Source organism: Streptomyces sp. NPDC053542 (genome assembly GCF_044544685.1).
Taxonomy (GTDB): domain Bacteria; phylum Actinomycetota; class Actinomycetes; order Streptomycetales; family Streptomycetaceae; genus Streptomyces.
The window spans coordinates 473,000-499,600 of sequence record NZ_JBITXL010000003.1 but is presented as its reverse complement, the minus strand read 5'-3'; the positions used below and the strand labels follow the sequence as shown (position 1 = coordinate 499,600).

General features: G+C 74.5%; 16 protein-coding genes and 1 pseudogene. 12 read left to right on the top strand and 5 right to left on the bottom strand.

What is annotated here, in order from left to right; genetic code table 11:
* Positions 1–117 precede the first annotated feature (117 nt).
* The 3 genes from ACIGXO_RS10085 (at position 118) to ACIGXO_RS10075 (ending at position 3,078) form a co-directional block, all read left to right on the top strand.
* The gene (locus ACIGXO_RS10085) at positions 118–1,080 is read left to right on the top strand and encodes a zinc-binding dehydrogenase (RefSeq protein ID WP_399783017.1); all 963 of its coding nucleotides are present in this window, start codon (positions 118–120) and stop codon (positions 1,078–1,080) included.
* Positions 1,080–1,673 (top strand): HutD family protein, encoded by a 594-nt coding sequence (locus ACIGXO_RS10080; RefSeq protein WP_399783014.1) that lies wholly within the window; start codon positions 1,080–1,082, stop codon positions 1,671–1,673. Before ACIGXO_RS10085 ends, ACIGXO_RS10080 begins: the two co-directional genes overlap by 1 nt.
* A gap of 172 nt (positions 1,674–1,845) precedes the next feature.
* The gene (locus tag ACIGXO_RS10075) at positions 1,846–3,078 is read left to right on the top strand and encodes an extracellular solute-binding protein (protein WP_399783010.1); all 1,233 of its coding nucleotides are present in this window, start codon (positions 1,846–1,848) and stop codon (positions 3,076–3,078) included.
* Positions 3,079–3,135: 57 nt separating this feature from the next.
* Here ACIGXO_RS10075 and ACIGXO_RS10070 read toward each other — a convergent pair whose 3' ends face one another.
* From ACIGXO_RS10070 to ACIGXO_RS10055, 4 genes are all read right to left on the bottom strand, one after another.
* Positions 3,136–4,014, bottom strand: coding sequence for a hypothetical protein (locus tag ACIGXO_RS10070; RefSeq protein ID WP_399783007.1), 879 nt, complete (start codon positions 4,012–4,014; stop codon positions 3,136–3,138).
* A gap of 179 nt (positions 4,015–4,193) precedes the next feature.
* On the bottom strand, positions 4,194–5,267 hold the full coding sequence (locus ACIGXO_RS10065; RefSeq protein ID WP_399783004.1) for a helix-turn-helix transcriptional regulator: 1,074 nt from the start codon (positions 5,265–5,267) through the stop codon (positions 4,194–4,196).
* Between the two features lie 4 nt (positions 5,268–5,271).
* Positions 5,272–6,150: a DUF4097 family beta strand repeat-containing protein gene (locus ACIGXO_RS10060; RefSeq protein ID WP_399783001.1), complete on the bottom strand. Its 879-nt coding sequence runs from the start codon at positions 6,148–6,150 to the stop codon at positions 5,272–5,274.
* A gap of 144 nt (positions 6,151–6,294) precedes the next feature.
* Positions 6,295–6,477: a DUF6104 family protein gene (locus ACIGXO_RS10055; protein ID WP_030258837.1), complete on the bottom strand. Its 183-nt coding sequence runs from the start codon at positions 6,475–6,477 to the stop codon at positions 6,295–6,297.
* A gap of 127 nt (positions 6,478–6,604) precedes the next feature.
* Here ACIGXO_RS10055 and ACIGXO_RS10050 point away from each other — a divergent pair.
* The 9 genes and pseudogenes from ACIGXO_RS10050 to fxsT (ACIGXO_RS10010) form a co-directional block, all read left to right on the top strand.
* Positions 6,605–6,940 (top strand): annotated as a pseudogene (locus tag ACIGXO_RS10050) (CU044_2847 family protein); the annotation flags it as partial.
* A gap of 29 nt (positions 6,941–6,969) precedes the next feature.
* On the top strand, positions 6,970–9,003 hold the full coding sequence (locus ACIGXO_RS10045; protein WP_399782997.1) for a trypsin-like peptidase domain-containing protein: 2,034 nt from the start codon (positions 6,970–6,972) through the stop codon (positions 9,001–9,003).
* 130 nt (positions 9,004–9,133) lie between these two features.
* On the top strand, positions 9,134–10,156 hold the full coding sequence (locus ACIGXO_RS10040) for an AAA family ATPase (protein ID WP_399782995.1): 1,023 nt from the start codon (positions 9,134–9,136) through the stop codon (positions 10,154–10,156).
* Between the two features lie 4 nt (positions 10,157–10,160).
* On the top strand, positions 10,161–13,445 hold the full coding sequence (locus ACIGXO_RS10035) for an SAV_2336 N-terminal domain-related protein (RefSeq protein ID WP_399782992.1): 3,285 nt from the start codon (positions 10,161–10,163) through the stop codon (positions 13,443–13,445).
* 59 nt (positions 13,446–13,504) lie between these two features.
* Positions 13,505–13,726, top strand: a complete 222-nt coding sequence (gene fxsA / locus ACIGXO_RS10030) for an FxSxx-COOH cyclophane-containing RiPP peptide (RefSeq protein WP_399782989.1) — start codon at positions 13,505–13,507, stop codon at positions 13,724–13,726.
* A 174-nt stretch (positions 13,727–13,900) separates the two neighbouring features.
* Entirely contained in the window at positions 13,901–15,115 is a 1,215-nt protein-coding gene (locus tag ACIGXO_RS10025; protein ID WP_399782986.1) for an FxsB family cyclophane-forming radical SAM/SPASM peptide maturase, read from the top strand.
* Positions 15,112–16,509, top strand: a complete 1,398-nt coding sequence (locus tag ACIGXO_RS10020) for an HEXXH motif domain-containing protein (protein WP_399782983.1) — start codon at positions 15,112–15,114, stop codon at positions 16,507–16,509. Before ACIGXO_RS10025 ends, ACIGXO_RS10020 begins: the two co-directional genes overlap by 4 nt.
* Before the next feature lie 100 nt (positions 16,510–16,609).
* On the top strand, positions 16,610–19,609 hold the full coding sequence (fxsT, locus tag ACIGXO_RS10015) for an FxSxx-COOH system tetratricopeptide repeat protein (RefSeq protein WP_399782980.1): 3,000 nt from the start codon (positions 16,610–16,612) through the stop codon (positions 19,607–19,609).
* Between the two features lie 122 nt (positions 19,610–19,731).
* Positions 19,732–22,530, top strand: coding sequence for an FxSxx-COOH system tetratricopeptide repeat protein (gene fxsT / locus ACIGXO_RS10010; RefSeq protein WP_399782977.1), 2,799 nt, complete (start codon positions 19,732–19,734; stop codon positions 22,528–22,530).
* Between the two features lie 76 nt (positions 22,531–22,606).
* Here the strand turns inward: fxsT (ACIGXO_RS10010) and ACIGXO_RS10005 are convergent, their stop codons facing one another.
* Positions 22,607–26,377, bottom strand: coding sequence for a multifunctional oxoglutarate decarboxylase/oxoglutarate dehydrogenase thiamine pyrophosphate-binding subunit/dihydrolipoyllysine-residue succinyltransferase subunit (locus ACIGXO_RS10005; RefSeq protein ID WP_399782973.1), 3,771 nt, complete (start codon positions 26,375–26,377; stop codon positions 22,607–22,609).
* Between the last annotated feature and the right edge of the window lie 224 nt (positions 26,378–26,601).

The following is a 26,601-nucleotide window of genomic DNA, read 5'->3' as shown; positions in this document are numbered from 1 at the left end:
TCGGCCCGGCCGCGGCGCCGCGGGGGTTGCTCGCGCAGTTCCCCGCGCCCCTGAAGGGGCGCGTGTCACACCCCGTATTGGTTCCGCAACGGCGCTCCCGCGGCGTACGTTCGGATCATGTTCGCTGCCTATGCCGCCCGAATCGACCGTGACGATCCGCTCAGTGGCCTGGAGTTGGGCGAGCGCCCCGCTCCCGAGGTCCGTCCCGGCTGGACGACCGTCAACGTCAAGGCCGCCTCCCTCAACCACCACGACCTCTGGTCGCTGCGCGGGGTGGGCCTCGGTGAAGAAGCCCTCCCGATGATCCTCGGCTGCGACGCCGCCGGCATCGACGCGGACGGCAACGAGGTCGTCCTGCACTCCGTGATCGGCCAGACCGGCCACGGCGTCGGCCCGGGGGAGCCCCGCTCGATCCTCACCGAGCGGTACCAGGGCACCTTCGCCGAGCAGGTCACGGTCCCCGCCTGGAACGTGCTGCCCAAGCCCAAGGAGCTCAGCTTCGCGGAGGCCGCCTGTCTGCCGACCGCCTGGCTGACCGCGTACCGGATGCTCTTCACCAACGCCGGCGTACGTCCCGGGGACTCGGTACTGGTCCAGGGCGCGGGCGGCGGCGTGGCCACCGCGGCGATCGTGCTCGGCGCGGCGGCGGGCCTGCGGGTCTTCGCCACCAGCCGGGACGAGGCCAAGCGGAAGCGGGCGCTGGAGCTGGGCGCCGAGGGCGTCTTCGCGTCCGGCGAGCGGCTGCCGCAGCGGGTCGACGCGGTGATCGAGACCGTCGGCGCCGCGACCTGGTCGCACTCCGTCAAGTCCCTCAAGCCCGGCGGCACGCTCGTGATCTCCGGCGCCACCAGCGGCTTCAACCCGGAGAAGACCGAGCTGAACCGGATCTTCTTCCTGGAGCTCAAGGTCGTCGGCTCGACGATGGGCGACAAGGACGAGCTCGCGAGCCTGCTCAGCTTCTGCGCCGCCAAGGGCGTCAAGCCGGTCATCGACTCCGAACTGCCGCTGGACCGGGCCCGCGAGGGCTTCGCGAAGATGGCGGAGGGTGACCTCTTCGGCAAGGTCGTGCTGACCGTCTGATGGACCGCGTACGACTGCTGCCGGCCGCCGGACGCGCCGCCGCCCCCTGGAGCAACGGGGGCGGCGTGACCCGGGAGATCGCCGCCGGGCCGCGCGGCGCGGGCTGGGACACCTTCGACTGGCGGGTCAGCCTGGCGGACGTGGACCGGGACGGCCCGTACTCCCCGCTGCCCGGCGTCCGGCGCATCCTCACCATGGTCGCCGGGGGCGGCATGGAGCTGACCATCGACGGGGAGCGGACCGCCGTCACCGAGCCGTTCCGGCCGCTGTCCTTCCCCGGCGGCGCCGCCACGGACTGCGTCCTGGCCGACGGCCCCCTCGTCAACTTCAACGTCATGGTGCGCGAGGGCCGCTGCCACGCGGACGTGGCGATGGCCCGCGGCCGGTACGCGGTGCGCCCGGCCGCCGGTCCGGACGGTGCGGTACTGGTCGCCGCGGTGGCCGGTGCGGTGCGGCTGACCCCCGCGGGGAGCGCGGAACCGGTCACGCTCGGCCGGTACGACGCCGCGCTGCTGCCCGCCGGGACCGGCGCCGACCTCGACGCGGGCCCGGACGGCGTGGCCGCCGTCGTCACGTTCACCGCCGGCGGCTGATTTTTGTACTCCCGCGCCACCCGTGGGTGATCATGTGCGCAGCAATGGCGGCGGGTGACAGGCTCTGAGGCCGGGGGAACCACCCGCTCGCCGGCGGGACTTCGGCACAGAGGCGGACATGTTCATACGGCGGCGACGCGCGCCCTTTTCTCTTTCCGGTACGGCAGCTGCGTTGGCGTTGGCGCTCACGCTCACCGCGTGCGGCGGCGCGGGCCCCGAGGGTGACGCGGACGTCACGCTCGACCTGGTGGTCGCCGACTACGGCCACCGCACCGCCCGCTCCTCGACCGACTACTGGAAGCGCGTCATCGACGCCTTCGAGAAGCGGCACCCGGACATCGCGGTGCACCTGGACCCGGTGCCGTACACCCGGCTGGACAAGACGGTCGCCGCGCGGGCCGCGGACGGTGACGCGCCCGACATCGCGCAGTCGGGCTCCTTCGCCCCGTACGTGGCGAAGGGGCAGCTCTACAGCGCGGACGAGACGCTCTCCATCGGCACCCAGGCCGACTTCGTCCCCGCGCTGGCCAGGGCGGGCGAGATCAGCCACGTGCAGTACGGGATGCCCTTCAGCTCCAGTACGCCGCGCCTCTTCTACAACAAGAAGCTCTTCGCGCGGGCCGGCATCAAGACCCCGCCGGCCTCGTGGGACGGGATCGAGCGCGCCGCCGCCGCGCTGAAGGCCGCCGGCGTGCGGACGCCGTACGCGCTGCAGACCGGCCCCGAGGCCGCCGAGGACGAGACGCTGAGCTGGCTGCTCGGCAACAACGGCGGCTACGTCGGCATGAGCGGCGGCTACACCCTGGACTCCGCCGAGAACACCGCGGCACTGAAGGCAGTGAAAGACGGCCTGGTCACACCGGGCCTGACCGGTCCCGAGGGTCCCGCCCTCAACCGCACCGAGGCGTACCGCGGCTTCGTCACCGGCAAGGTCGGCATGGTCCTCGCCCACCCGGTGCTGATACCGATGGCCGAGGCGGCCCATGTCCCGTACGGCACAGTCCCGTTCCCCGGCCGCGCGGGCGGCGAAGCGACGCCCGCCGGGCTCTCGGACTGGCTGGTGGCCTTCAAGCAGCGCCACCACGCCCGGCAGATCGGCACCTTCCTGGACTTCCTCTACAGCACCGACAACGCGGTGCACTACGCGGGCGGGCAGGGCACCCTGCCGGTGACCGTGCCGGCCGCGCGGAAGATGCGCGCGGACGCCGTGTACCGGCCGCTGTGGCCGTTCGTCGACCAGCTGCCGAAGGTCCAGTTCCAGCCGATGGGCAGGACGAGCTGGCCGCGGGTGCGGGCGGGGCTCCAGGAGAAGATCGCCGGCGCCCTCTCCCGGAACGGCGACCCCGGCGCCGTCCTGCACGGTCTGCAGCGCGAGGCGGATCACCACGCGGCGGTGGTCAACTAGCAGCCGGTTAAGGGCCGTTGGCCGGGCCCCGGCGCCACGAAGGCGCCGGGGAAGGTGTCAGTACGCGACGCGGATCGTGCTGATGCCCAGGGTGGTGGTCTTCGGGAGCTGGCCGGACTTGAAGACGGCGGTCAGCAGCGGGGTGATCAGCTGGGCGAGGCGGTCGGCGCGGGCCCGGCCCAGCGCCCGCCACGGACCGGCGGCCAGCTGGTCCGTCAGCCGCTCGACCGCCTCCCGGCCCTCGCGGGCGCGGTCGGTGGCCCGGCCGTCGGGCGCGATCCAGCCGCGCGCGGCCAGCCGGTCACGGGCCTCGTGCCACTCCTGCGGGGACCAGCCGCGGCTGCGGAAGTGCTCCTCCGGCGCCGCGCCCACCGCCGCGAACGAGACCAGCGACTCGCACGGGTCCAGCCCCGCGGTGAGCAGCGCGGCCAGGTGCCCGTCGCCGCGGTGCTCGCGCAGGACGGTCAGCGCCTGCCACAGCTCCAGGTGCGGCTCGGAGGGCCAGGGCAGATCCAGGTTGGCGGCGGCCAGCGGACGGGCCGCCGGTATCGCGTTCTCCGCGGCCTGGCGGGCCAGCCGGGCCGCCTCCGCGAGCTGTTCCTTGGTCAGCCGGTCGCCGATCAGCCGGCGCAGTACGCGGTCCATCGCGTGCAGCCGGGCCTCCAGCACCTTGGCGGGCGCGGCCGTCGACCAGATCAGCGGTACGTACTGCTCGACCATCCGCGGGCTGAAGCTGTAGTACGTGGCGGCCACCAGCTCGGGCCCGGCAGCGCCCAGCGGCGCGGTGCGCCAGGCGAAGTAGCTGGGCCAGCGGGTGCCGACGTCGTACCCGAGCGCCGCCGCCTCCTCGAACGCCTCGGGGGCGAAGTAGAGGGTGGCGTGCAGTGGTTCGAGGTGGTGCCACAGCCGGCGGGCAACCGCGGGGTACTCCGACATCGCTTACCTCATGGCCTTCAAGTCACATATGAGTAAGAAGAATTGACGTTAAGCGTGGGCAAGGCCAGGAGTCGGCGGAATGCCGCGGCCGGTCCGAGTACGGGCGGCGGCCCTGCGAAGGGCCGGGTTCCCCCGATTACCTGGGGTGAACCCGGCCCTTCGAAATTAACCGTGGGTGACTACTGAGCGGGGCGGCGCAGCAGCGCGCCGATGTGCGCGGCGGCCGTCGCGAGGTGCTGCCTGGCCGCCGCCAACTGGGCTTCGTCCACGCCGTGGTCGCGCGCCGCGTCCCGGAGGCCGTCGCGGAACCGGTCCAGCAGCCGGTCCAGATCGCGGGCCGGATCGCCGGTGGCCGGTTCGTGCGCCCACGCCGGCTCGGGGGGCGCCGGATCGGCCGTACCGGACGTACCGGATGCAGCGCTACCGGACGGCGCGGATTCCGTGCTGCCGGACGCCGCCGTCCCGCCCGCCGTACCGGCCGTCGCCGTCAGGCCGTCCGTGAAGCGGCCGACCTCGCGCGAGACCTCGGCGAGCGCCTCGCGCACCGCGCCCGGCCAGTCGCCCGAGCGCGCCTGCTCCTGGGCCCGCTCCTGCAGCCGGCGGATGACCTCCTGGACCTCCTCGCGCGCGGAGTCCTTGGCGTTCTTGGCCTGCTTGCGGGCGCGCTGCGCCTCCTGCTTGGCCCGCCGGCTCTCCTCCTTCGCCCGCCGGGCCTGCTCCTTCCACTCCTCCTTGGCGCGCCGGAACTCCTCCTTGGCGTGCCGCCACGCCTCGGGGTCGTCGGGGCCGCGGTCGAACGCCTCGGAGGGGCCGGGGAAGCCGGGGAAGCCGGCACCGCCCGGTCCGCCGTCGCGGCCGCCCTGCCGGCGGGTGGCCTGCGCGGCCTCGCGCATCTCGCGGCGCAGGTCGCGCGCCGAACCGCTGACGTCCTCGCGGATGTCGGAGGCGAGCGCCGCGACGGACTCGCGGATCTCCAGCTCCAGTTCCGCCAGCTCGCCGCCGCGCGCGGTCAGTTCGGCGCGGCCCGCGTCGGTGAGGGAGTACACCTTGCGGCCGCCCTCGGTGGCGTGCGTGACCAGGCCCTCGTCGGAGAGCTTGGCGAGGCGCGGGTAGACGGTGCCGGCGGAGGGCGCGTACAGGCCCTGGAAGCGCTCCTCCAGCAGCCGGATGATCTCGTAACCGTGGCGGGGCGCCTCGTCCAGCAGCTTCAGCAGATACAGACGGAGGCGGCCGTGCGCGAAGACGGGGGGCATGGCTCTACAGCACCTTCTTGTCGGCGGGCGGGTCGGCGGGGGCGTCCTCGGGGCGCGGGCGGCGCAGCAGGGCCAGCGAGCCGGAGACGGTGGTGACCTTCAGGCGCCCGGTGCCCGCGCCGAGCCGTCCGGTGATGTTCTTGGCGCCCCACTGGCCGCCGACCCGCAGGTCGTCGAAGGCGTTGGAGACCGCGCCGCTGGTCGTATTGGCCTCCACCTCGGTGTCGGCCGGGTCCGGCAGCCGGATGGCGACCTCGCCGGAGACCGTCGTCAGGCGTACGTCGGTGCCCTCCGCCGCCGGGTCCAGGTCCACGACCATGTCGCCGGTGACCGACTCGGCGCGCACCGAACTGCCGCCGCCGTCGATGAGGGTCAGGTCGCCGGAGACGGAGTGGAACCGCAGGGCGCCGGTGACGGCCTGGGCCTCGACCCGGCCGGTCACGGTCTCGGCGCGGACCGGCCCGGTCAGCCGGACCAGGGTGGCGTCCCCGGAGACGCCGCGCAGCTCCGTACGCCCGGAGATACCGGAGAGCACCGCGCTCGCGCCGACCGCGCCGACCTCGACCCGCGCCGCGGCCGGGACGGTCACCGAGACGACGGCGCTGCGCTGCCATCCCTTGCGGTCGAGGAACTTCAGCAGTCCCCGCCAGGGGAGGTCGTCATAGCCGACGGTGAGGGTGCCGCGGTCGTAGGAGACGGTGAGCGGCGGGCCGTCGATCTCGGTGATCTCGACGCGGGTGCGGTCGGCCGTCGTGCTGCCGACGACGTTGACCGTGCCGCCGTACACCCGTACTTGCAGGGTGTTCACCGGTGCGTCGACGTCGAGCGTGCGGGGCTCGGCCACCTCGGCCGGGCCGTCCGGCCACTCTTTGCTCGCAGACATGACGTGCCTCCCCGATGTACGACAACTGTGTACGACAACGCAACATATCGTGTTCCCTTGAGAACACGATATATCGCGGTGTGGGGAAGTCAAGCGCTCCGCGCCGGCGGGCGGGCGTCCCGCGCCGGCGGCCGAGCGCCCGCGTCACTCGTCGTCGTCCTCGTCGTCCAGCCGCGCCAGCCACGTCGCCAGCCGCTCCACCGGCACCTCGAAGTCCGGGTTGAGGTCGACGAACGTACGCAGCTGCTCGGCGACCCAGCCGAGGGTCACCTCCTCCTCGCCGCGCCGGCTCTCCAGCTCCTCGATACCTCGGTCGGTGAAATACACGTGAGTGCTCCGCTAAGGGGGTAGGGGTAAGGACATTCCAGGTCAGGATAGGCAGCGGCGGTCGGGGGCCGCGCATCGGCACCGGACAGGGGCCGGCCTCCTGGCGCAGGTGTCAGCGGGGGGTGGCATGAGCGAGGACGCGACACATGTCGCACGGATCGAACTGCCGGACGGCACGCCCGTCTGGGCCCGGATATCCGGCGTCGAGGACACGGACTACGCCGACAGCGGCCGCTTCAGCGACCGCGTCCTGGGGCGGATGGAGAGCCTGGACGGGCTGGTGCACGGCGTCGCCCGGTCGCTGGCCGGCGCGCTCCAGGGGCTGCGGCCCGACGAGGTCAGCGTGCAGTTCGGCATCGAGCTGAGCGGGAAGTCGGGGAAGCTGGTCGGGCTGCTCGCGGACGGCGAGGCCAAGGCCGCCATCAATGTCACCCTCACCTGGCAGGGCGGCCCGCCCGCGGACCTCGCGGAGGGCGGGACCGGGGGCGGCGCATGAACGGGGCGCACGATCCGGACGCGTACTTCTCCCGGCGCTTCGCCCCGCTCGTCAAGGCCGCGACCGTGCGCATCCACGCCGCCCGGGACGGGTATCCCCACGGAGGGCAGCCCGAGCCGCCGCTGTGGGGGAGCGGCTTCTTCGTCGCCCCCAACTGGGTGCTCACCTGCGCCCATGTCGCGCTGGAGGGCGAGGGGGGCGAAGTGGGCGTGAGCTTCGAGGGGGGCAGCGCGCGCGGCCGCGTCGAGTGGGCCGAGCCCGCCGTGCGCACGGCCGGCCTGCTGCCCGCCCCCGATCTCGCCCTGATCCGCCTCCTCCAGCCCACCGCGCACCCCTGCTGCTGGCTCTCGCCGCGCACGGTCCGGGCGCACGGCGGCGAGCGGGTCGCGTACTTCGGGTACACGGAGATCGCCGGGACGGTCGGCGCGTTCGACGGACGGTGCACCGTGCGCGGCGAGTTCGGCGGCGACGGCCTGCTGCGCCTCGGCAACGAGGACGAGATGCCGGAGGGGCTCTCCGGCGGCCCGCTGGTCGACGTCGAGCGCGGCGAGGTGATCGGCGTACTGAAGGGACGGCGCGGCGGCGCGCGCGACGGCGGGCTCGGCATCGCGCTGGCCCAGCTGCGCCGTATCGGCGTCCCCGGCACCCCGATCGGCCGCGAGGAGGACGACCCGTACCACCGCGTCCTGCACGCGCACGACCGGTACCACGCCGACCGGCACGCCGACGTCAGCGAGGCCCGGGACACCTGGACCGAGGCGCAGAGCGGGCTGCCCGCCTCGGCCGCCACGGTCGCGGCGCTCACCCCCAAGCGCCGGGTGGTGCTGCACGGCCTGCTCGCCCAGCTGCCGCCGCCGGCCGGCACGCCCGCGCTGGTGGCCCTGGTCGACGAGCTGCTGCCGCGCCGCGGCGAGGGCCTCTCGCCCGCGCCCCGCGGCTGGCGCGAGGGGCTGGAGGTCTATCTCGACCGGCTGGAGCTGCGCGACGCGCACAGCGAACTGGAGGCCGTGCTGCGGTACGCGGTGTACGCGGCGACCGCCGAGCATCCGTATCCGGCGACGGCCGAGGCGGCGGACGCGGTCTGGGGCTGGGTGCGCGACCTGGCCATGACCGAGCTGCCGCCGCTGGCGAGGAACCGGCTGGGCGCCGAGTGGCAGGCCCGGGTACGGGCACGCGCGATCGGCAGAGGCAGACGCACCGGCGAGCACGCGGCCGCGGGCCCGCTGCCGTCCGTCCTGCTGGAGATCACCGAACGGGCCTGGGAGCAGGGCCGGTTCGACTGGTACCTCACCGCGAGCAGACCCTCCGGCGACCTGCCGCTGGGCGAGGGCCGGCACGGCACGGCGCTGGCGGACCTGCCCGCCGAGCTGGCCGGTCCGCTGAGCGAGGCGTTCCGCCGCAGCGACGAGCCGGGCCGCCCCGCCGTCCTCGAAGTCGCCCTCAGACAGGCGCTGCTGGACCTGGACGTGGACACCTGGCGGATACCGCCGGGCAGCAGACCGATAGGGGAGCTGCGGCCGGTGGTGGTGCGCTGCGCCGACCGGCCGCCGGGCGCGCCGTGCGGCGAGGGGGACGGCAGGGACCCCGGGACCGGGCCCCAGGAGCGCTGGACGCGGCTGCACGAGGACGGCATGGAGCACGCCTGCGTCGACTGCGACGAGGGCCGCCCCGAGGAGGTGACGGCGGACCTGCTGCGGGAGCTGGGTGCGCGGTCCTTCCCGGTGCTGTGCCGGGTCCCCGGGGGCGACGGCGGGTCCGCGGCGATCCGCCGGATCATCGGCAGCGGCCACCCGGTGGCACTGTGGCGCAGGGAGCGCATGGACCCGGTGTGCGGGGAGTACCACCGCGGGATACTGCGCACGGTCAAGAGCGGCACGACCGCCCACCGGCTGCCCCTCGCCGTCCGTGAGCTGCGGGCGGGCATCGGCGCCGCGGAGCCGGAAGCGTACTGGTCACGCGGGATCACGCTGCTGTACGACGATCCCGGGCGGCCGCTGCCGGGCGCGGACGACGTGCTGGAAACGCCGTGAGGGGCACCCGGTTCCGGGCGTGCTCCCACGGGTTTCCGTGTGCTTCTACCGGGCCGCGGTCCGTCCCGATACGGTCGGAGCGTGGCCGGTGCGCTACCGCCGATGACCCACGAGCGACGAGGAGTTCGCAGTGAGCGGACCGAACGAATGGCTCATCTACCGCGGCACGGGCGAGCCCCACGACGGCATCGCCGCGCTCCCCGACCCGCCGCCCTGGCGGGACTTCGACGGCGGCCCGCTCGTCGCGCCCGGCCCCGCCACGGACAGCTCCTCCACCCGGCGGCTCGGCGAGCACGTCGCGGAGATGCACCGGCCCAGCGCCGAGGAGCTGGAGATCGTCAACGCCGCGCTGTACCTGCGCCGTCCGCTGCTGGTCACCGGCAATCCGGGCACCGGCAAGAGCACCCTCGCGCACGCCGTCGCCCATGAGCTCAAGCTCGGCCGCGTACTGCGCTGGCCGGTCGTGAGCCGGACGACACTGGGCGACGGGCTGTACCGCTACGACGCCATCGCCCGCCTCCAGGACGTGCAGATCGCCGCGAGCAGCCGGGCGGCCGGCGGGCCCGGCACCCAGGCCGCGACCCCCGGCGGCATCGGCAGCTACATCCGGCTCGGCCCGCTGGGCACGGCCCTGCTGCCCACCGCGCAGCCGCGCGTCCTGCTCGTCGACGAGCTGGACAAGAGCGACATCGACCTGCCGAACGACCTGCTGAACGTCCTGGAGGAGGGCGAGTTCGCCATCCCCGAGCTGGAGCGGCTGGCGGAGCGGGAGCCCGAGGTGGAGGTGCTCACCGACGACGGGCAGAAGGTCCGCATCCGGGACGGGCGGGTGCGCTGCCACGCCTTCCCGTTCGTCATTCTCACCAGCAACGGCGAGCGGGACTTCCCCGCGCCGCTGCTGCGCCGCTGCATCCACCTGGAGCTGGGCCAGCCCGACCACAAGCGGCTGGCCACGGTCGTCCGGGCGCACCTCGGCGAGGAGGCGGCCCGCGCGGGCGATGACCTGATCGCCCGCTTCCTGGAGCGTTCCCGCAGCGAACTGCTCGCCGCCGACCAGCTGCTGAACGCCATCCACCTCACCCACCAGGCCGCCCCCACCAGTCGCGACCGGCTCGCCGACCTGCTCATCCAGCGCCTCGACCGGCCGAGGTGAGCACGTGACGCGGGACCGTGCAGGACGCCCCACCGCCCCGCAGAGCTGGGCCGACGTCGTCGCGGCGGTGCGCGGCGCGGGCCTGGACCCGGACGTCGGGGAGCTGGCCGACGCCCTGTGGCTGGCGCAGTACTGCCGGCCGCGCGAGGCCGCCGCCGAGCAGGAGAGCGACGGCACCACGGCGGACGCCGAGAGCCGGACGCCGGGAGCGCGGACGCCCGCGCCCCCGCGCACCGACGCCCGGCAGGACGGCCCCGGCGCCGACCGGGAGCCGCCGGACAGCGGGTCCGCCGGGCCGCCCGGCGCCACCCACATCGCGCTCTACCCGGCCGGCCAGGAGCTGCCCGGCGGCGGTCCGGGCGCGCCGCCCGGCCCGTACGGCAGCGGCCTGCCCGTGGGCGTGCCCGCCGCGCCCGCGCTGCCCGATCTGCTCGCCCTGCAGCGCGCCCTGCGCCCCCTCCAGCGGTACCGCAGCGCGGCGCCCGCCGTGCGCCACGTCCTGGACGAGACGGCGACGGCGGAGCGCAGCGCGCGGTCGGGCGGGCTGGTGATGCCGGTGTTCCGGGCGGTGCCGCGGGCCGAGGCGTCGCTCCAGCTGCTCATGGACGCGTCCTCCTCGATGTGCGTCTGGGAGCGGCTGCTCCACGAACTCCAGCAGGTCTTCGCCCAGTTGGGCGCCTTCCGCGACGTACAGGTGCAGTTCCTGCACCAGGGCCCGGACGGCCGCCCCGCGGTCTCCCGCCGCTTCGAGGCGGGAGACGCGCCGTTACGCTCGGCCGACCAGCTCAGCGACCCCACGGGCCGTCGCGTCACCGTCCTGGTCAGCGACTGCGCGGGCCCCCTGTGGCGCAGCGGCCACGCGCACCGGCTGCTGCACCGGCTCGCCCGGCAGGGCCCGCTCGCCGTCCTCCAGCCGCTGCCGCAGCGCATGTGGTCGCGCACCCGGCTGCCCGTCTCCTACGGCACGCTGCGCCGCGGCGAGGGCCCGTCCTACGCCACGGCCCTGCACTTCACGGGCGACACCGCGCAGGCCGGCGGCGGCGCGCTGCCGGTCCCCGTCCTGCCGCCCGCCGCGGGCGCCCTCGCGGCCTGGGCCCGGCTGCTCTCCGGCACCGGAGCGGGCAAGGTGCCCGCCGCCGTCGGCTGGCTCCGCGCCGACCAGCCTCCGGCCCCCGCCGCGCGCCCCCGCGACCCGCTGCCCGCCGCCGAGGTCGTCGCCCGCTTCCGCCGCGCCGCCTCGCCCGGTGCGGCACAGCTCGCGGTCTACCTGGCGGCGGCCCCGCTGTGCCTGCCGGTCATGCAGCTGGTGCAGCGCACGATGCTGCCCGGGACCGGCCCGGCGGAGCTGTCGGAGGTGCTGCTCGGCGGGCTGCTGACGCGCACGGACGGCGAGTCGATGGCCGGCGGCCCCTGGTACGAGTTCGTCAAGGGCGTGCAGGAGGTACTGCTCGGACCGCTCGGCAGGGACGAGGCGCTGCTGGTGCTCAAGCACTGCTCCGCGTATGTGGAGCAACGGTTCGGCAAGGGCGGCCCGAACTTCCCCGCGCTCGCCATCGCGCAGCTCACCGGCGACCGGCGCGCGGACCCGGCGGAGTCGGCCGCGCGGCTGCGGACCCACCCGCCGGCCGACGCGCCCGGCGTACGGGCCCCGCAGCCGTTCGCCGAGGTCGCGGCGCACGTCCTGGAGCGGTTCGTCCCGCTGCGCACCATCTCCACCGACGGCCACGAGGGCCCCGGCGGCCCGGCGTCCTCCGAGGCGGTGCGCCGCTCCCAGGCGCTGGTGCGGCGGTTCGCCGCCGACGGCATGGTGCAGAACCTCCTCGACGCGGTGCAGCTGCTGCGGCACGCCACCGAACGCGAGCGGCACCGCGGCGCGGACACCGCGCTGTGGTGCGAGCTGGCGGAGACCCTGCTGCGGCTGTGGGAGCTGCAGGGCGGCCGGGCGCTGCTGCGCGAGGCGCGGGAGGCGGCGCGTACGGCGGCGCAGTCCGGCGAGGCGCGCGCCCGCACCGCCCTGGGGCGGGTGCTGCACACCGAGGCGGGGGAGCGGCGCGCGGCCGGTGACGAGCGCGGCGCGCTGGACCTGCTGCGCCGCGCCGACCGGGAGTTCACGGCCGTGTGCGCGACCGCCGGGCTGGAGCCGTGGCACGCCCTGGAGATCACCCTGGAGCGGGTGCGGGTCCTGGAGGAGCAGTGGCGGCTGGGCGGCGACAGCGGCCTGCTCCAGGAGACCGTCGGGATGCTGGAGGCGTTCGCGGACGCCTGGCCGTACGACGAGGCGCAGCCGCACGGGCTGCCGCTGGCGCACGGGCGGGCGCTGCTGCAGCTGGCCGGTACGGCCGCCGACCGGGAGCAGGCCGCGGCGTACGCGGAGCAGGCCGCGGCCTCGCTCACGCACGCGGCCGACGCGATGGCCGCCGAGGACGCGCCGCACGACGCCCGGCTGTGGGCCCGGCTGGACCTGACCGACGCGCTGCTGATGCTGACCGGTACGGCGCTGGACCGGGCCGGGCGGCTGGTCGCGGACATGGAGGCGGCGGCGCAGGGGCCGGACGAGCGGGCCGCGGTGCTGGTGCGCGCCGCCCGGCTGGCGGTGCGCCGCTTCGAAGCGGACGGTGACGTACGGCATTTGGCGGAGGCCGACCGGCGGTACGAAGCGGCCTGCCGCGCGGTGCCCCGGGACCGCGAGGGCTACGGCGACCTGATCGAGGAGTGGGGCGACGCGCTGATGCGCCGGGCGCGCGAGCCCGGCGGCCGGGCCGTCATCCACCGTACGGTCCGGGTGCTGCGGGACTGCCGGATGGAGACCGCGGCCGGCGACCCGCGGCTGGCGCGCCGGCTGCTCACCCTCGGCCGCGCCCTGATGCTGCGGCGGACCGACGACGACCGGGTGGACCTGCGGGAGGCCGAGCATCTCTTCGGGCTCGCCGCGCAGTCCGCCGCCGACCCGCTGGTCCGGGCGGAGTGCTGGCTGGAGCTGGGCGGCACGCACCGGCTGGCGCACCGCCGCTCCGGCCTGGACGCGCAGCTCGAACAGGCGGCGGACGCCTACCGCCGCGCCGCCGAGGCGGCACGCGCGGCGCAGGACGGCGCGGCGGACCCGGACCCCGCCGTACGGCTGTGCGCCCGCGCGTACCACCTGCGCGGCGAGGCGTACGAGGACGCGCGGCGGCCGCGTGCCGCGCGCGACGCCTACCGGCTGGCCCTGGAGGAATGGCGGCGGCTGCCCGACGAGGGCGGCTCCGCGGCCCGGGAGACCTCGCGCCGGCTCATGGACATCGGCGGGTGACAGACGGCAGATTGGAACGTGCGTACCAGCGGGGGCAGTTGGCGGGAAGGGGCAGGGCGATGAGCGCGAGCCGCAAGGACACGGAAGCCGGGCAGGCGGAGACGGCCGGGGCCCCGGTGCCGCCGGCCGGCGAGCTGCCCGAGCTGCCGGACCTGCTCGCCCTGGATCTCGCGGAGCTGCGGACGGTGGACCACCCGGTGCTCGCGGAAGTACTGGAACGGATACGGACGCGGGTGGACGAACCGACGGAAATGCTCTGGGGATTCAACAGCGCCTTCTGAAGCGGACCCGCTGAGGTGAACCGCTGCCGTCCGAACGATTTCGGCCGTCGGTGCCGGGGGAACCGGACACCGGCGATCGCGGCCGGTTTGGCCGTGCCGTCCCGCAGGGATACTCCGCGCTGGACCGGCGACGGGGGCCGTCCCTGCGCGGGCCACGGCTTTGGGGGTGCGGACGTGGCGCAGCAGACCGTACGGGACACGGGCCCGTCGGCGGACCGGCCGGACGTCCCCTCCCGCCACCCCTTCCGGCAGTTCGTCCTCAAGGTGCACGGCCACTGCAACCTCGCCTGCCGGTACTGCTACCTCTACGAGGCCGCCGACCACGGCTGGCGGGACCGCCCCGCCACGATGAGCGACGCGGTCCTGGACCGCACCACCGCGCGCATCGCCGAGCACGCCGCGGCCCACGGCCTCCGGCACGCGGCGCTCGTCCTGCACGGCGGCGAACCGCTGCTGGCCGGCGCGGACCGCCTCGGCCGCGCCGTCGACCTGCTGCGCACCCGGCTCCCCGGGGACTGCGCCCTGCACGCCACGATCCAGACCAACGGCACCCTGCTCACCCGCACGGCGCTGCGTACCCTCGCGGACCATGGCATCAAGGCCGGCGTCAGCCTCGACGGCGGGCTGCCCGCGCACAACACCGCGCGCGTGGACCACGCGGGGCGCCCGGCCTGGTCCCGCGCCGTCCGCGGCCTGCGCCTCCTCGCCGAGGAGCGGCCGGAGGCGTACGCGGGCATCCTCGCCGTCGTCGACCCGCGCACCGACCCCGTGGAGACCTACGCCTCGCTGCGCGCCCTCCGCCCGCCGCGCCTGGACCTGCTGCTCCCGCACGGCAACTGGACCACCCCGCCACCGGGCCTCACTCCCGGCGCGGACCGCCCCACCCCGTACGGCGACTGGCTCTGCGCCGTCTTCGACGCCTGGTGGGACGGCGGCCCCGGGCAGCCGCGGATCCGGCTCTTCGAGGAGTGCCTGGCCCTGCTGCTCGGCGCGCCGGCCGGCGGCGAGTCGCTGGGCCTGACCCCGTTCACCGCCGTCGTGGTCGAGACCGACGGCAGCATCGAGCAGGTCGACTCCCTGAAGTCCGCGTACGAGGGCGCCGCCGCCACCGGCCTGGACGTCTTCCGGCACTCCTTCGACAAGGCCCTCGCGCACCCCGGCATCGCCGCCCGGCACGCGGGCGCCGCCTCGCTCGCCCCCGTGTGCCGCGCCTGCCCGCTGGTGCGGGTATGCGGCGGCGGCCAGTACGCGCACCGCTACCGGCGGGGCAGCGGCTTCGCCAACCCCTCGGTGTACTGCGCCGACCTCCAGCGGCTGATCCGGCACGCCGCGGAACGGCTGGCGACGGCCCGTGAAACGGGCCGTGCCACCCGGGGGCCCGCCCGATGAGCAGCCGGATACCGGTGGACCTGCTGCGCGAGCTGGGCCGGTCCGAGGGCGGTGCGGAGGCGCTGCGGCTGCTGGTGGACGACCAGCGGACGCGGCGGCTGCTGTTGCTGCGCGCGCTGCTGGACGCGGTGGACTCCGCCCGCGCGCCGAGCGTGCCGCGGCCCGCGGCGGCCCGGGTGGCGGAGCACTGGGCGCTCCTGGAGGCGGCCGACCGCGCGGACCGGGACGCCACCCGCCGGGTGCTGTACTACCCGCTGCTCGGGCCCTGGGTGCGGCGCGCCCTGCGCGGCCTCGCCGCCGCCGTCCCGCCGCCCGGCCTCCTCCCCGACCTCGAACACCTCGGGGCCGTCGCCGCCGCGGCCGCCGCCCGCGCCCGGCTCCCGTTCACCCTGAGGCTGCGCGCCCCGAGTGGCGTACTGGCCCTGCCCACCCTCGGCGCGTACACCCTGCCCGGGCGGGCGGCCGGACGTGAGGGACCGCCGACGGAACTCGAACTCGCCTACTGCAACAGCAAGTTGACGCTGCGGCCGCCCGCCGGGCCGGCCGCCGTGCTGCTGCCCCGGCCCGACGGCGCCTGGGAGTCGGCCGACCCGGCATGGCGCCCGCTGCGCCCCCTCACCGGCGGCCCCCACCCCGTACTGCTGGACGATCTCGACCCCTTCCGCACGGCCGACAGCGGGCTGGAGCGGCACGGCCTGCGGCCCGCCGAGCCGCTCACCACCGCCGAACGGGCCCGCTGGCAGGCCGCCTGGGCCGGGGCCCGGCCGCTGCTGGAGCGCGGCGGCCCGACCCGCGCCCTGGAAGTCGACGTCCTGCTGGACTGCGTCGTCCCGCTCGCCCCGCCCCCCAACGCCAGCCCGCACGCCTCCGGCCCCGCGCACTGCAGCGGCACCCGCCGCGAGGCGTTCGGCGCGGTCCTCAGCTCCACCCCGCAGACCCCCGCCTTCCTCGCCGCGACGCTCGTCCACGAACTCCAGCACGCCAAGCTCGCCGCGCTCGCCGAGCTGTCGCCGCTGCACCACGACAGCGGTACCGCCCGGCACTGGGCCCCCTGGCGGCCCGACCCGCGCCCCTTCGACGGCCTGCTCCAGGGCACCTACTCGCACCTCGCGCTCGCCGACTACTGGCAGCGCTTCGCGCTCACCGCGACCACCGCGCTGGAGCGCCACACCGCGTGGGCCGAGCACTCCCGCTGCCGCGAACAGGTCGGCGCCGCGCTGCCCACGCTGCTCGGCTCCCGCGCCCTCACCCCGGCCGGCCGCGTCCTGGTCGGCGCCATGGCCGACCGCCTCACCCGATTGCGGGAACGCCCGCCTCCCGAGGGGTACTTGGCGCGCGCCAGCGCCTACGTGGAGACCTCGCGGACGATGTGGCGGCGACAGTACGCGCGATGACCGCCGACGACCGGTTCGCCGGTGTATGTTCCCCAGAAGGGCAGCTCTGACGGTCCTTGCCCGGCCGTCCGTTCGTACGCAAGACGAGGGAGTCGTTCGAATGCCCGCAGCGCGCAGGACCATCTCGCACGGAGGCCGGCCCCCCGTCACGGTCAGCTTCGCCGGCTTCAACCGCGCGTGGGCCGCCTGGATCGGCGACCGGCTCGAACGGCACGGGATGCGAGTGGCCTTCCAGCGCTGGGACCCGCGGGCCGGCACCCCGCTGGAGGACGCGCTGAGCGACCTCGCACTCGCCGAGGGCACCGTCCTGATCGTGCTCAGCGACTGGTACATCCAGCTCGGCCCGCGCAGCCACGAGGAGTGGAACGCCGCGCTGCGCACCGTCGTCGCCGACCGCCAGGACAAGTTCGCCGCGGTCTCCATCACGACGAACGCGCTGCCCACCGCCACCGCCGTCTTCGGCGCCGCCGAGCTGGCCGACGTCGGCGCCCGCGAGGCCGAGCGGCGGCTGCTGGCCCGGCTCGGCATCGACCCCGACCCGCACGCCGAGCCCGAGGAGGACGGCAGCGGCCCCCGCTACCCCCAGGAGCAGCCGCGCGTCTGGGGCGGCGTGCCGCGCCGCAACACCCGCTTCACCGGCCGCGAGAACCTCCTGGCCGACGTCTACCACCGCCTCCAGCAGGCCGAGCGCGGCGCCGCCGTGTGCACGCTGTACGGCATGTCCGGCGTCGGCAAGACCCAGCTCGCCACCGAGTACGTCTACCGCTTCGGCTCCGAGTACGACGTGGTCTGGTGGGTCGCGGCGGGCGAGCGCACCCCGATGCGCCAGCGGCTGGCCGAGCTGGCCCCCGCGCTCGGCCTGAGCACCGGTCAGGAGTACGGCGAGCGGCTGCGCGCCGTCCGCGACGCGCTCCGCCGCGGCGAGCCCTCGAACCGCTGGCTGCTCGTCCTGGACGGCGCCGACCAGCCCGAACACGTCGCCGACATGCTGCCCTCCGGGCCCGGGCACGTCCTGCTCACCTCGCAGAACCGCGAGTGGAGCGAGCACAACACCATGATGTTCGAGGTCCCGGTCTACACCCGCGAGGAGTCCATCGCCTTCGTCCGGCGCCGCGCCCCGCGCCTGGACCGCCCCGAGGCGGACAGGCTGGCCGAGGCGCTGGAGGACCTGCCGCTGCTGCTCGACCAGACCGCGGGCTGGCTCAGCGACACCACGATGACCGTCGACGAGTACGTCGAGCTGCTGGAGGAGAGCGGCGCCGACGCCGAGGTCGTCCGGGTCGCCCACGACTTCCCGATGACCTACCAGACCTCCTGGTCGATACTGCAGAACCGGCTGGCCGAGGCCGTGCCCGCCTCCGTCGACCTGCTGCGGCTGTGCTCCTTCTTCGCGCCCGCCGCCATCCCCGTACGGCTGCTCCGCGAGATCCCGCCCGGCGACCTGCCGGAGGAGCTGACCGGGCTGATGAACGACCCGCTGCTGTGGAACCAGGCCATCAGCAAGCTCCTGCAGTACTCGGTCGTCCGCATCGAGTCCCACGACGTCACCGCCGACGACGCGTCCCCCGGCGGCGAGATCCTCTACATGCACCGCATGGTCCACCAGACCGTCCGCGCCCTGATGCCGGACCGGCAGCAGGCGGAGTACAGCCGCGTCGCGCAGCGCGCGCTGGCCGCCGCCGACCCGCTGCGCCCCACCGACACCCGGCTGTGGCCCCGGTTCGCCGAGCTCGCCCAGCACCTCAAGGCAGCGAACGTCCTGGTCAGCCGGGACCCCGACGTGCAGAACCTGGTCCTGAACGTACTGCGGTACATGTACCTCTCCGGCGAGTACCGCTCCGGCCTCAAGCTCGCCGAACGCGCCCTGGCCGCCTGGCGGGAGCTGCTCGGCGACACCCACCCGCGGATCTGGGACCTCAGCTACCACTACGCCAACCTGCTGCGCGCCACCGGCGACTACGCCGCCACCGAGGCGCTGGACCGCGTCGTCCTGGACCATCTGCGCGAGACCCAGGGCCCGCGCGACCTGGACACCCTGCGCGCCGCCACCGGGCTCGCCGCCGACCTGCGCGGCCTCGCCCGCTTCGAGGAGGCCCTGGAGCTGTCCACCACCGTCCTGCAGGGCTACACCGAACTGGTCGGCGAGCAGGACTCGCGCACCCTGAACGCACAGAACAACCTCGCCGTCTCGCTCCGCCTCCTCGGCCGCTACACCGACTCCCTGGCGCTGCACCGGCGCACCCTGGAGGCCCGCCGCGAGCTGCTGCGCCCCCGCCACAACTGGTCGCTCTTCTCCGAGATCCACGTCGCCACCGACCTGCGCCTGCTCGGCCGTTACGCCGAAGCCACCTCGGTGCAGGAGCACAGCGTCCGGGTGCACCGCATCGTCATGGGCAACGACAACCCCCAGACGCTGCGCGCCGAGCACAACCTCGGGCTGTGCCTCTACCGTTCCGGCGACCGCGCCAAGGCCGGCCGGCTCCTCGGCCGGGTACTGGAACGGTCCGAGCGGGTCCTCGGCGAGACCGACCCGCTCACCCTCATGGTCGCCGTCAGCTACTCCTGCTTCGCCCGCGAGCACGGCAGCCTGGACCAGGCCCGGGAGATCGGCGAGCAGGTCGCCGAGCGGTACCTCTTCCAGCTGGGCGCGGCCCACCCGTACGCGATCGGCGCCCAGGCCAACCACGCGCTGGTGCTGCGCGCCGCGGGCGAGCGGCAGCAGGCGCTGCTGCTCTCCGAGGAGGCGCTGGAGGGGATGCGCCGGGCAGTCGGCCCCGACCACCCCTGGACGCTGGGCTGCTCGCTGAACGCCGCGGCGGCCCGCAACTTCTCCGGCGACCCGGAGGCCGCCGCCGAACTGGGCCGGGACACCGTCACCCGCGCCACCGCCACCCTGGGCCTGCGCCACCCGCTGACCCTCTCCGGCCAGATCGCGCTCGCCGCGGACCTGCGCGGCCTGCGCAAACGCCAGGAGGCCGACAAGCTGGAGGAGGAGGCCCTGACCGGCCTGAGCACCGTACTGGGCCCCCAGCACGCCCACACCGTCTCCGCGCGCGCCCGTACCCGGCCCTACTGGGACTTCGAGCCGCAGATGACCTGACGCTGCGTCAGCCGCGGCCGGGCGCACCGTACTAGGCCGGAATCCGCTCGCGGCGGCCGGGCCCGGTGGGATACGGAAGAACAGGGCCGTGTCCACGGTCCCCCGGAGGAGAGCAGGACCGTATGGCGCAGCCGGCGGAGTCGACGTTCCCGCAGCGGCCGACGGACGCCGCGTCCGCGCGGGTGCCGCGGCCCGCCCGGCCGGTACGGCCCGGTCCGCCGCCCGGCCCGCGGGTCACCGTCAGCGTCGCCGGGGACGCGAGGGCCTGGGGCGACTGGATCGCCGACCGTCTCGAACGGCACGGGCTGCGCGCCCCGCTGCACCACTGGGACCCGCCCGCCGCGATGGAACTGCGCGCCGCGCTCGGCGGACTCACGCTCTCCGGCGGCCGGGTCCTGCTCGTCTTCAGCGCCGGCTACTTCCAGCCCGGCGTCCGCACGGGACGGGAGTGGGACACCGCCCTCGCCGCCGTCACCGCCGCCCACCCCGGCCGCTTCGCCGCCGTCTCCGTCACCGACCCCGGCAACCTCCCGCGGGGCGCAGCGGAGCTCGGCCCCGCCCAGCTGACCGAGGCCGGCGCACACCACGCCGAGCGCCTCCTGCTGCGCCGCCTCGGGCTCCCGGACACCCCGGCGCCCGGCGCCGGCGGCCCGCGCTTCCCGCTGGACGCGCCCGACGTCTGGGGCGGAGTGCCGCGCCGCAACCCGCGCTTCACCGGCCGCGCGGCCCTCCTCGCCCGCATCCACCGCCGCCTGGCGGGCTCCGTACGGGGCGCGGCGGTCTGCACGCTGCTGGGCATGGCGGGCGTCGGCAAGACGCAGCTGGCCGCCGAGTACGTGCACCGCTTCGCCACCGAGTACGACGTGGTGTGGTGGATCGCCGCCGGGACGGGAGCGGAGGCGCGGCGACAACTTGCCGACCTGGCACCGGAGTTGGGGCTCGGAGGTGGTACGGGGACCGCCGAGCGGCTGCGCGCGGTCACGGACGCGCTGCGCCGCGGCGAGCCGTACCACCGCTGGCTGCTCGTCCTGGACGGCGCCGATGACCCCGAAGCGGTGGCCGGCCTGCTGCCCAGCGGCTCGGGCCACGTCCTGATCACCTCCCGGAACCGCTCCTGGGACACCTACAACACCCTCCTCCTCCCGGTCCCCGTCTTCGACCGTCCGGAGAGCATCGCCTTCGTACGCCGCCGGGCCCCGCGCCTGGACGCGGCCGAGGCGGGCCGGCTGGCCGCGGCGCTGGAGGACCTGCCGCTCCTCCTGGACCAGACGGCGGGCTGGCTGAACGACTCCGACATGAGCGTCGGGAGCTATCTGCGGCTGCTGGAGGGCGGCCTCGGCGACGCCGGCACGGTCGTCGCCGAGGACTTCCCGATGACCTTCGCCGCGGCCTGGACGGCCCTGCTGGACCGCATCGCCGAGACCGCGCCGGACGCCGGGGAACTGCTGCGGCTGTGCGCCGTCCTCGCGCCCGGCACCGTGCCGGTCACCCTCCTCGGCCGGATCCGCGGCGACTTCGCCCCGCTGACCGGCGACCCGCGACGGCTCCAGGACGCGCTGCGGCTGCTCGCCCGCTACTCCGTCGTGGACGCCGAGGAGAGCCCGGACGGCGCTGCCATCACCGGCGTCCATCTGCACCGCATGGTCCGCCTCCTGGTCCGCGAGGGCGTCCCCGCGCCGGAGCGGGAACGGTACGCGCGGGCCGTGCGCGGCGCGCTCGCCGCCGCCGACCCCGGCCGCCCCGACGACCCCGCCGAGTGGCCCGCGTACGCCGCGCTGCTGCCGCACCTGCTGCCCTCCGGCGCGCTGGAGGCCGACCCGGCGGAAACCGCGCGCCCGGTGCTGAACTGCCTGCGCTACGCCTACCTCGCCGGCGTCCAGGACACCGGCCTGGCCCTGGCCCGGCGCGCGGACCGCAGCTGGCGGCGGCTGCTGCCGGAGGACGACCCGCGCCTGCTGGACCTGCTGCACGCGCACGCCAACCTGCTGCGCGCCGCCGGACAGTACGCGGCCTGCGAGGAGCTGGACCGGGCCGCGCTGGAGCGGCTGCTCGGCCGGCGCTCCACCCCCGACGCCGACATCCTGCGGGCCGCCACCGGGCTCGCCGCCGACCTGCGCGGCCTCGCCCGCCTCCAGGAAGCCCTGGAACTCTCCCAGTACGTGCTCGACGGCAGCCGGCAGACCTTCGGCGAGGGCGACGCGCGCACCCTCGCCGCACAGAACAACACCGCCGTCTCCCTGCGGCTGCTCGGCGCGTACGACGAGGCACTGGAGCTGGACCTGCGGACGCTGCGGGCGCGCCGCCGGCTCCTCGGGCCCGGCCACCCCTGGACGCTCTACTCCGAGCTGCACTACGCCACCGGTCTGCGGCTCACCGGCCGCGCCGAGGCGGCACTGGAGCTCCAGGAGCGGACCGCGCGCAGCCACCACCGCGTCCTGGGCGCCGACCACCCCCAGTCGCTGCGCGCCGGGCACGGCCTCGCGCTCTGCCGCCGGGGCGCCGGGCAGGGCGAGCGGGCGCGGCAGGGCATGGAACGGCTGCTGGAGCGGGCGGTGCGGCTGCTCGGCCGCCGGAACCCGCTCACGCTGATGATCGCCGCCGGCTTCGGCTGCCTGGAGCGCGAGTCCGGCGACCTCGAGCGGGCCCTCGTCACCGCCGAACTCACCTACACGAGCTACCGCGAGCTGCTCGGCCCCGCCCACCCGTACACCGTCGGCAGCGACGCCAACCACGCGCTGGCGCTGCTCGCGGTGGGCGACCGGGAGGTGGCCCTCGGGTCCCTGAGCCGCGCGCTGCTCGCCATGGAGGCGGCCGTCGGCCCGAGCCACCCGTGGACCCTGGACCTCGCCCACAACACCCGCTCCACCGAGGCCGACCTGCCGCCGTACCAGCTCCGCGACTTCGAGCCGCTGACGATCTGACGGTAAACGGCAAAGGGGTGGGCCCCCACCGGAAAGATCCGGTGGGGGCCCACCCGTACTGCCTCATGCGGCCTGCTCAGGCGTCGAACGCCTCCGCGATGAGCTGGGCCTGCTCGGCCTGGTGGCGCTTGGCGGAGCCGACGGCCGGCGACGAGGAGTGCGGCCGCGAGATGCGGCGCAGACGCTCGCCGTGCGGGATGTCGGCGCCGACCGCCAGGTCCAGGTGGTCGATCAGGTTCAGGCCGAGGAACGGCCAGGCGCCCTGGTTGGCGGGCTCCTCCTGGACCCAGAGGAACTTGCCGGCGTTCGGGAACTTGGCGATCTCCGCCTGCAGCTCCTTGCCCGGCAGCGGGTACAGCCGCTCGATGCGGACGAGCGCGGTGTCGTGCGCGCCGCGCTTCTGCCGCTCGGCCTCCAGGTCGTAGTAGACCTTGCCGGAGCAGAAGATGACCTTCTGGACGGCGTTCGGGTCGACCGTGCTGTCGCCGATCACCGGGCGGAAGCCGCCGGTGGTGAACTCCTCCGTCTTCGACGCCGCGGCCTTCAGACGCAGCATCGACTTCGGGGTGAAGACGACGAGCGGCTTGTGGTGCGGGTTGTGCACCTGCCAGCGCAGCAGGTGGAAGTAGTTGGAGGGGAGCGTCGGCATCGCGACGGTCATGTTGTTCTGCGCGCACAGCTGGAGGAAGCGCTCGATGCGGGCCGAGGAGTGGTCCGGGCCCTGGCCCTCGTAGCCGTGCGGCAGGAGCAGCGTGACGCCGGAGGTCTGGCCCCACTTCTGCTCGGCGGAGGAGATGAACTCGTCCACGACGGTCTGCGCGCCGTTGACGAAGTCACCGAACTGCGCCTCCCACATGACCAGCGACTCGGGACGGGCCAGCGAGTAGCCGTACTCGAAGCCCATCGCCGCGTACTCGGAGAGCAGCGAGTCGTACACGTTGAACCGCGCCTGGTCCTCGGAGAGGTACAGCAGCGGCGTGTAGTCGTTGCCGGTCTCGCGGTCGATGAGGACCGCGTGGCGCTGGCCGAAGGTGCCGCGGCGGGAGTCCTGGCCGGCGAGCCGGACCGGGGTGCCCTCCATCAGCAGCGAGCCGAAGGCCAGGGTCTCGCCCATGCCCCAGTCGATCGTGCCGTCCTCGACCATCGCCGCGCGGCGCTGCAGCTGGGGCAGCAGGCGCGGGTGCACGGTGATGTGGTCGGGGATGTTGACCTGGGACTCGGCGATCCGCTTCACGACCTCCTGGGAGACCGCGGTGTCCACGTGGACCGGGAACTCGGCCTGCGGCTGCGGCACCTCGGGGACCGCCGGGGCCGTCGTGGCCTCGCGGACCTCGGTGAAGACCTTCTCCAGCTGGCCCTGGAAGTCCTGCAGCGCCTGCTCGGCCTCTTCCAGCGTGATGTCGCCGCGACCGATGAGGGACTCGGTGTAGAGCTTGCGCACCGAGCGCTTCTTGTCGATCAGGTCGTACATCAGCGGCTGGGTGAAGGCCGGGTTGTCCGACTCGTTGTGACCGCGGCGGCGGTAGCAGATCAGGTCGATGACGACGTCCTTGTTGAACGCCTGGCGGAACTCGAAGGCGAGGCGCGCGACGCGCACCACGGCCTCCGGGTCGTCACCGTTCACGTGGAAGATCGGCGCCTCGATCATGCGGGCCACGTCCGTGGCGTACATGGAGGAGCGGGCCGACTCCGGCGCGGCGGTGAAGCCGACCTGGTTGTTGATGACGATGTGGACCGTGCCGCCGGTGCGGTAGCCCCGCAGCTGCGACATGTTCAGCGTCTCGGCGACCACGCCCTGGCCGGCGAACGCCGCGTCACCGTGCAGCTGGACCGGCAGGACCGTGAAGTCCGTGCCGCCCTTGCCGATGATGTCCTGCTTGGCGCGGGCGATGCCCTCGACGATCGGGTCGACCGCTTCGAGGTGCGAGGGGTTGGCGGCCAGCGAGACCTTGATCTGCTCGCCGTCGAGACCGGTGAAGGTGCCCTCGGCGCCCAGGTGGTACTTCACGTCGCCGGAGCCGTGCATCGACTTCGGGTCGAGGTTGCCCTCGAACTCGCGGAAGATCTGCGCGTAGGACTTGCCGACGATGTTGGCGAGGACGTTCAGCCGGCCGCGGTGGGCCATGCCGATGACGACCTCGTCCAGCCGCGACTCGGCGGCGGAGTCGATGACCGCGTCCAGCATCGGGATGACGGACTCGCCGCCCTCCAGCGAGAAGCGCTTCTGGCCGACGTACTTCGTCTGCAGGAAGGTCTCGAACGCCTCGGCGGAGTTCAGGCGGCGCAGGATGCGCAGCTGCTCCTCGCGCTCCGGCGGGGTGTGCGGGCGCTCCAGGCGGTCCTGCAGCCACTTGCGCTGCTTGGGGTCCTGGATGTGCATGTACTCGATGCCGGTGGTGCGGCAGTACGAGTCGCGCAGCACGCCGAGGATGTCGCGGAGCTTCATCATCGACTTGCCGGAGAAGCCGCCGACCGCGAACTCCCGCTCCAGGTCCCACAGGGTGAGGCCGTGCTCGGTGATGTCCAGGTCGGCGTGCTTGCGCTGCTTGTACTCCAGCGGGTCGGTGTCGGCCATGACGTGGCCGCGCACCCGGTAGGCGTGGATCAGGTCGAAGACCCGGGCCGCCTTGGAGACGTCGTCGTCGTGGCTGACGTCGATGTCCTTGAGCCAGCGGACCGGCTCGTACGGAATCCGCAGCGACTTGAAGATGTCGTCGAAGAAGTCGTTCTCGCCGAGCAGCAGCTGGCTCATGATGCGCAGGAACTCGCCGGAGGCGGCGCCCTGGATCACTCGGTGGTCATAGGTGCTGGTCAGCGTCATGACCTTGGAGATGCCGAGCTTGTTCAGGGTGTCCTGCGAGGTGCCCTGGAACTCCGCGGGGTACTCCATCGCGCCGACGCCGATGATGAGGCCCTGGCCGGGCATCAGGCGCGGCACGGAGTGCACGGTGCCGATGCCGCCGGGGTTCGTCAGCGACGCGGTGACGCCGGTGAAGTCCTCCATCGTCAGCTTGCCGACCCGGGCGCGGCGGACGATGTCCTCGTACGCCTGCCAGAACTCGAAGAAGGACAGGGTCTCTGCCTTCTTGATGGCGGCGACGACGAGCTGGCGGTCACCGTTCGGCTTCACCAGGTCGATGGCCAGGCCCAGGTTGATGTGGTCGGGCTTGACCAGGGTGGGCTTGCCGTCCTTCTCGGTGAACGAGTAGTTCATCGAGGGCATCGCCTTGAGCGCCTGCACCATGGCGTACCCGATGAGGTGGGTGAAGGAGACCTTCCCACCGCGGGCGCGCTTGAGGTGGTTGTTCATGACGATGCGGTTGTCGAACAGCAGCTTCACGGGAACGGCGCGCACGGACGTGGCCGTGGGCAGCTCCAGCGAGGCGTTCATGTTCTTCGCCACGGCGGCGGAGGGGCCACGCAGGGTGACGTACTCCGGGCCTTCGGTCGCCTCGGCGGGCTTGGCGTCCGCCTTCGGGGCGGCCTTTGCCGGGGCGGCCTTTGCCGGGGCGGCCTTGGCCGGCGCGGGCTGCGCGGCGGTCGGCTTGGCCTCGGCAGGCTTCGGCTCGGCCTTCGCCGGGGCGGCGGCCGCCGGCTTGGCCGGCGGGGTCGCGGGCGCGGCGGGCTTGGCCTCGTCGGCCGGGGTGCCCGACGTCACCGGTGCGCCCGGCTTGTAGTCGGCGAAGAAGTCCCACCAGGCTCGGTCTACCGAGTTCGGGTCCTGGAGGTACTGCTGGTAGATCTCGTCGACGAGCCACTCGTTCGCACCGAATCCGGCTGCAGGGTTCTTTCCCTGCCCGTCTTGGTCGGTCGAGGCACTCGAAGTGTTGGGGGACTGTGGCGACACGGCGGCAACCGCCCTCTTCCGCTTCCTAAAGGTGGTGGACAGCGGGAATAAAGGCTACGCCTCTGTCGACCAATGCTGCAGTCCGGGAGGGGTACTCGTCGCGCACGTCACATTTAGCGGTGGGTTTCGGGGAACGAGATGGCGGGAAACATGCGTAGTTCTCTCGCGCCTGGGTAGGGGGCATCGCCATCGCACCCCCGGTGGGGACACGGGGAACACCCCGA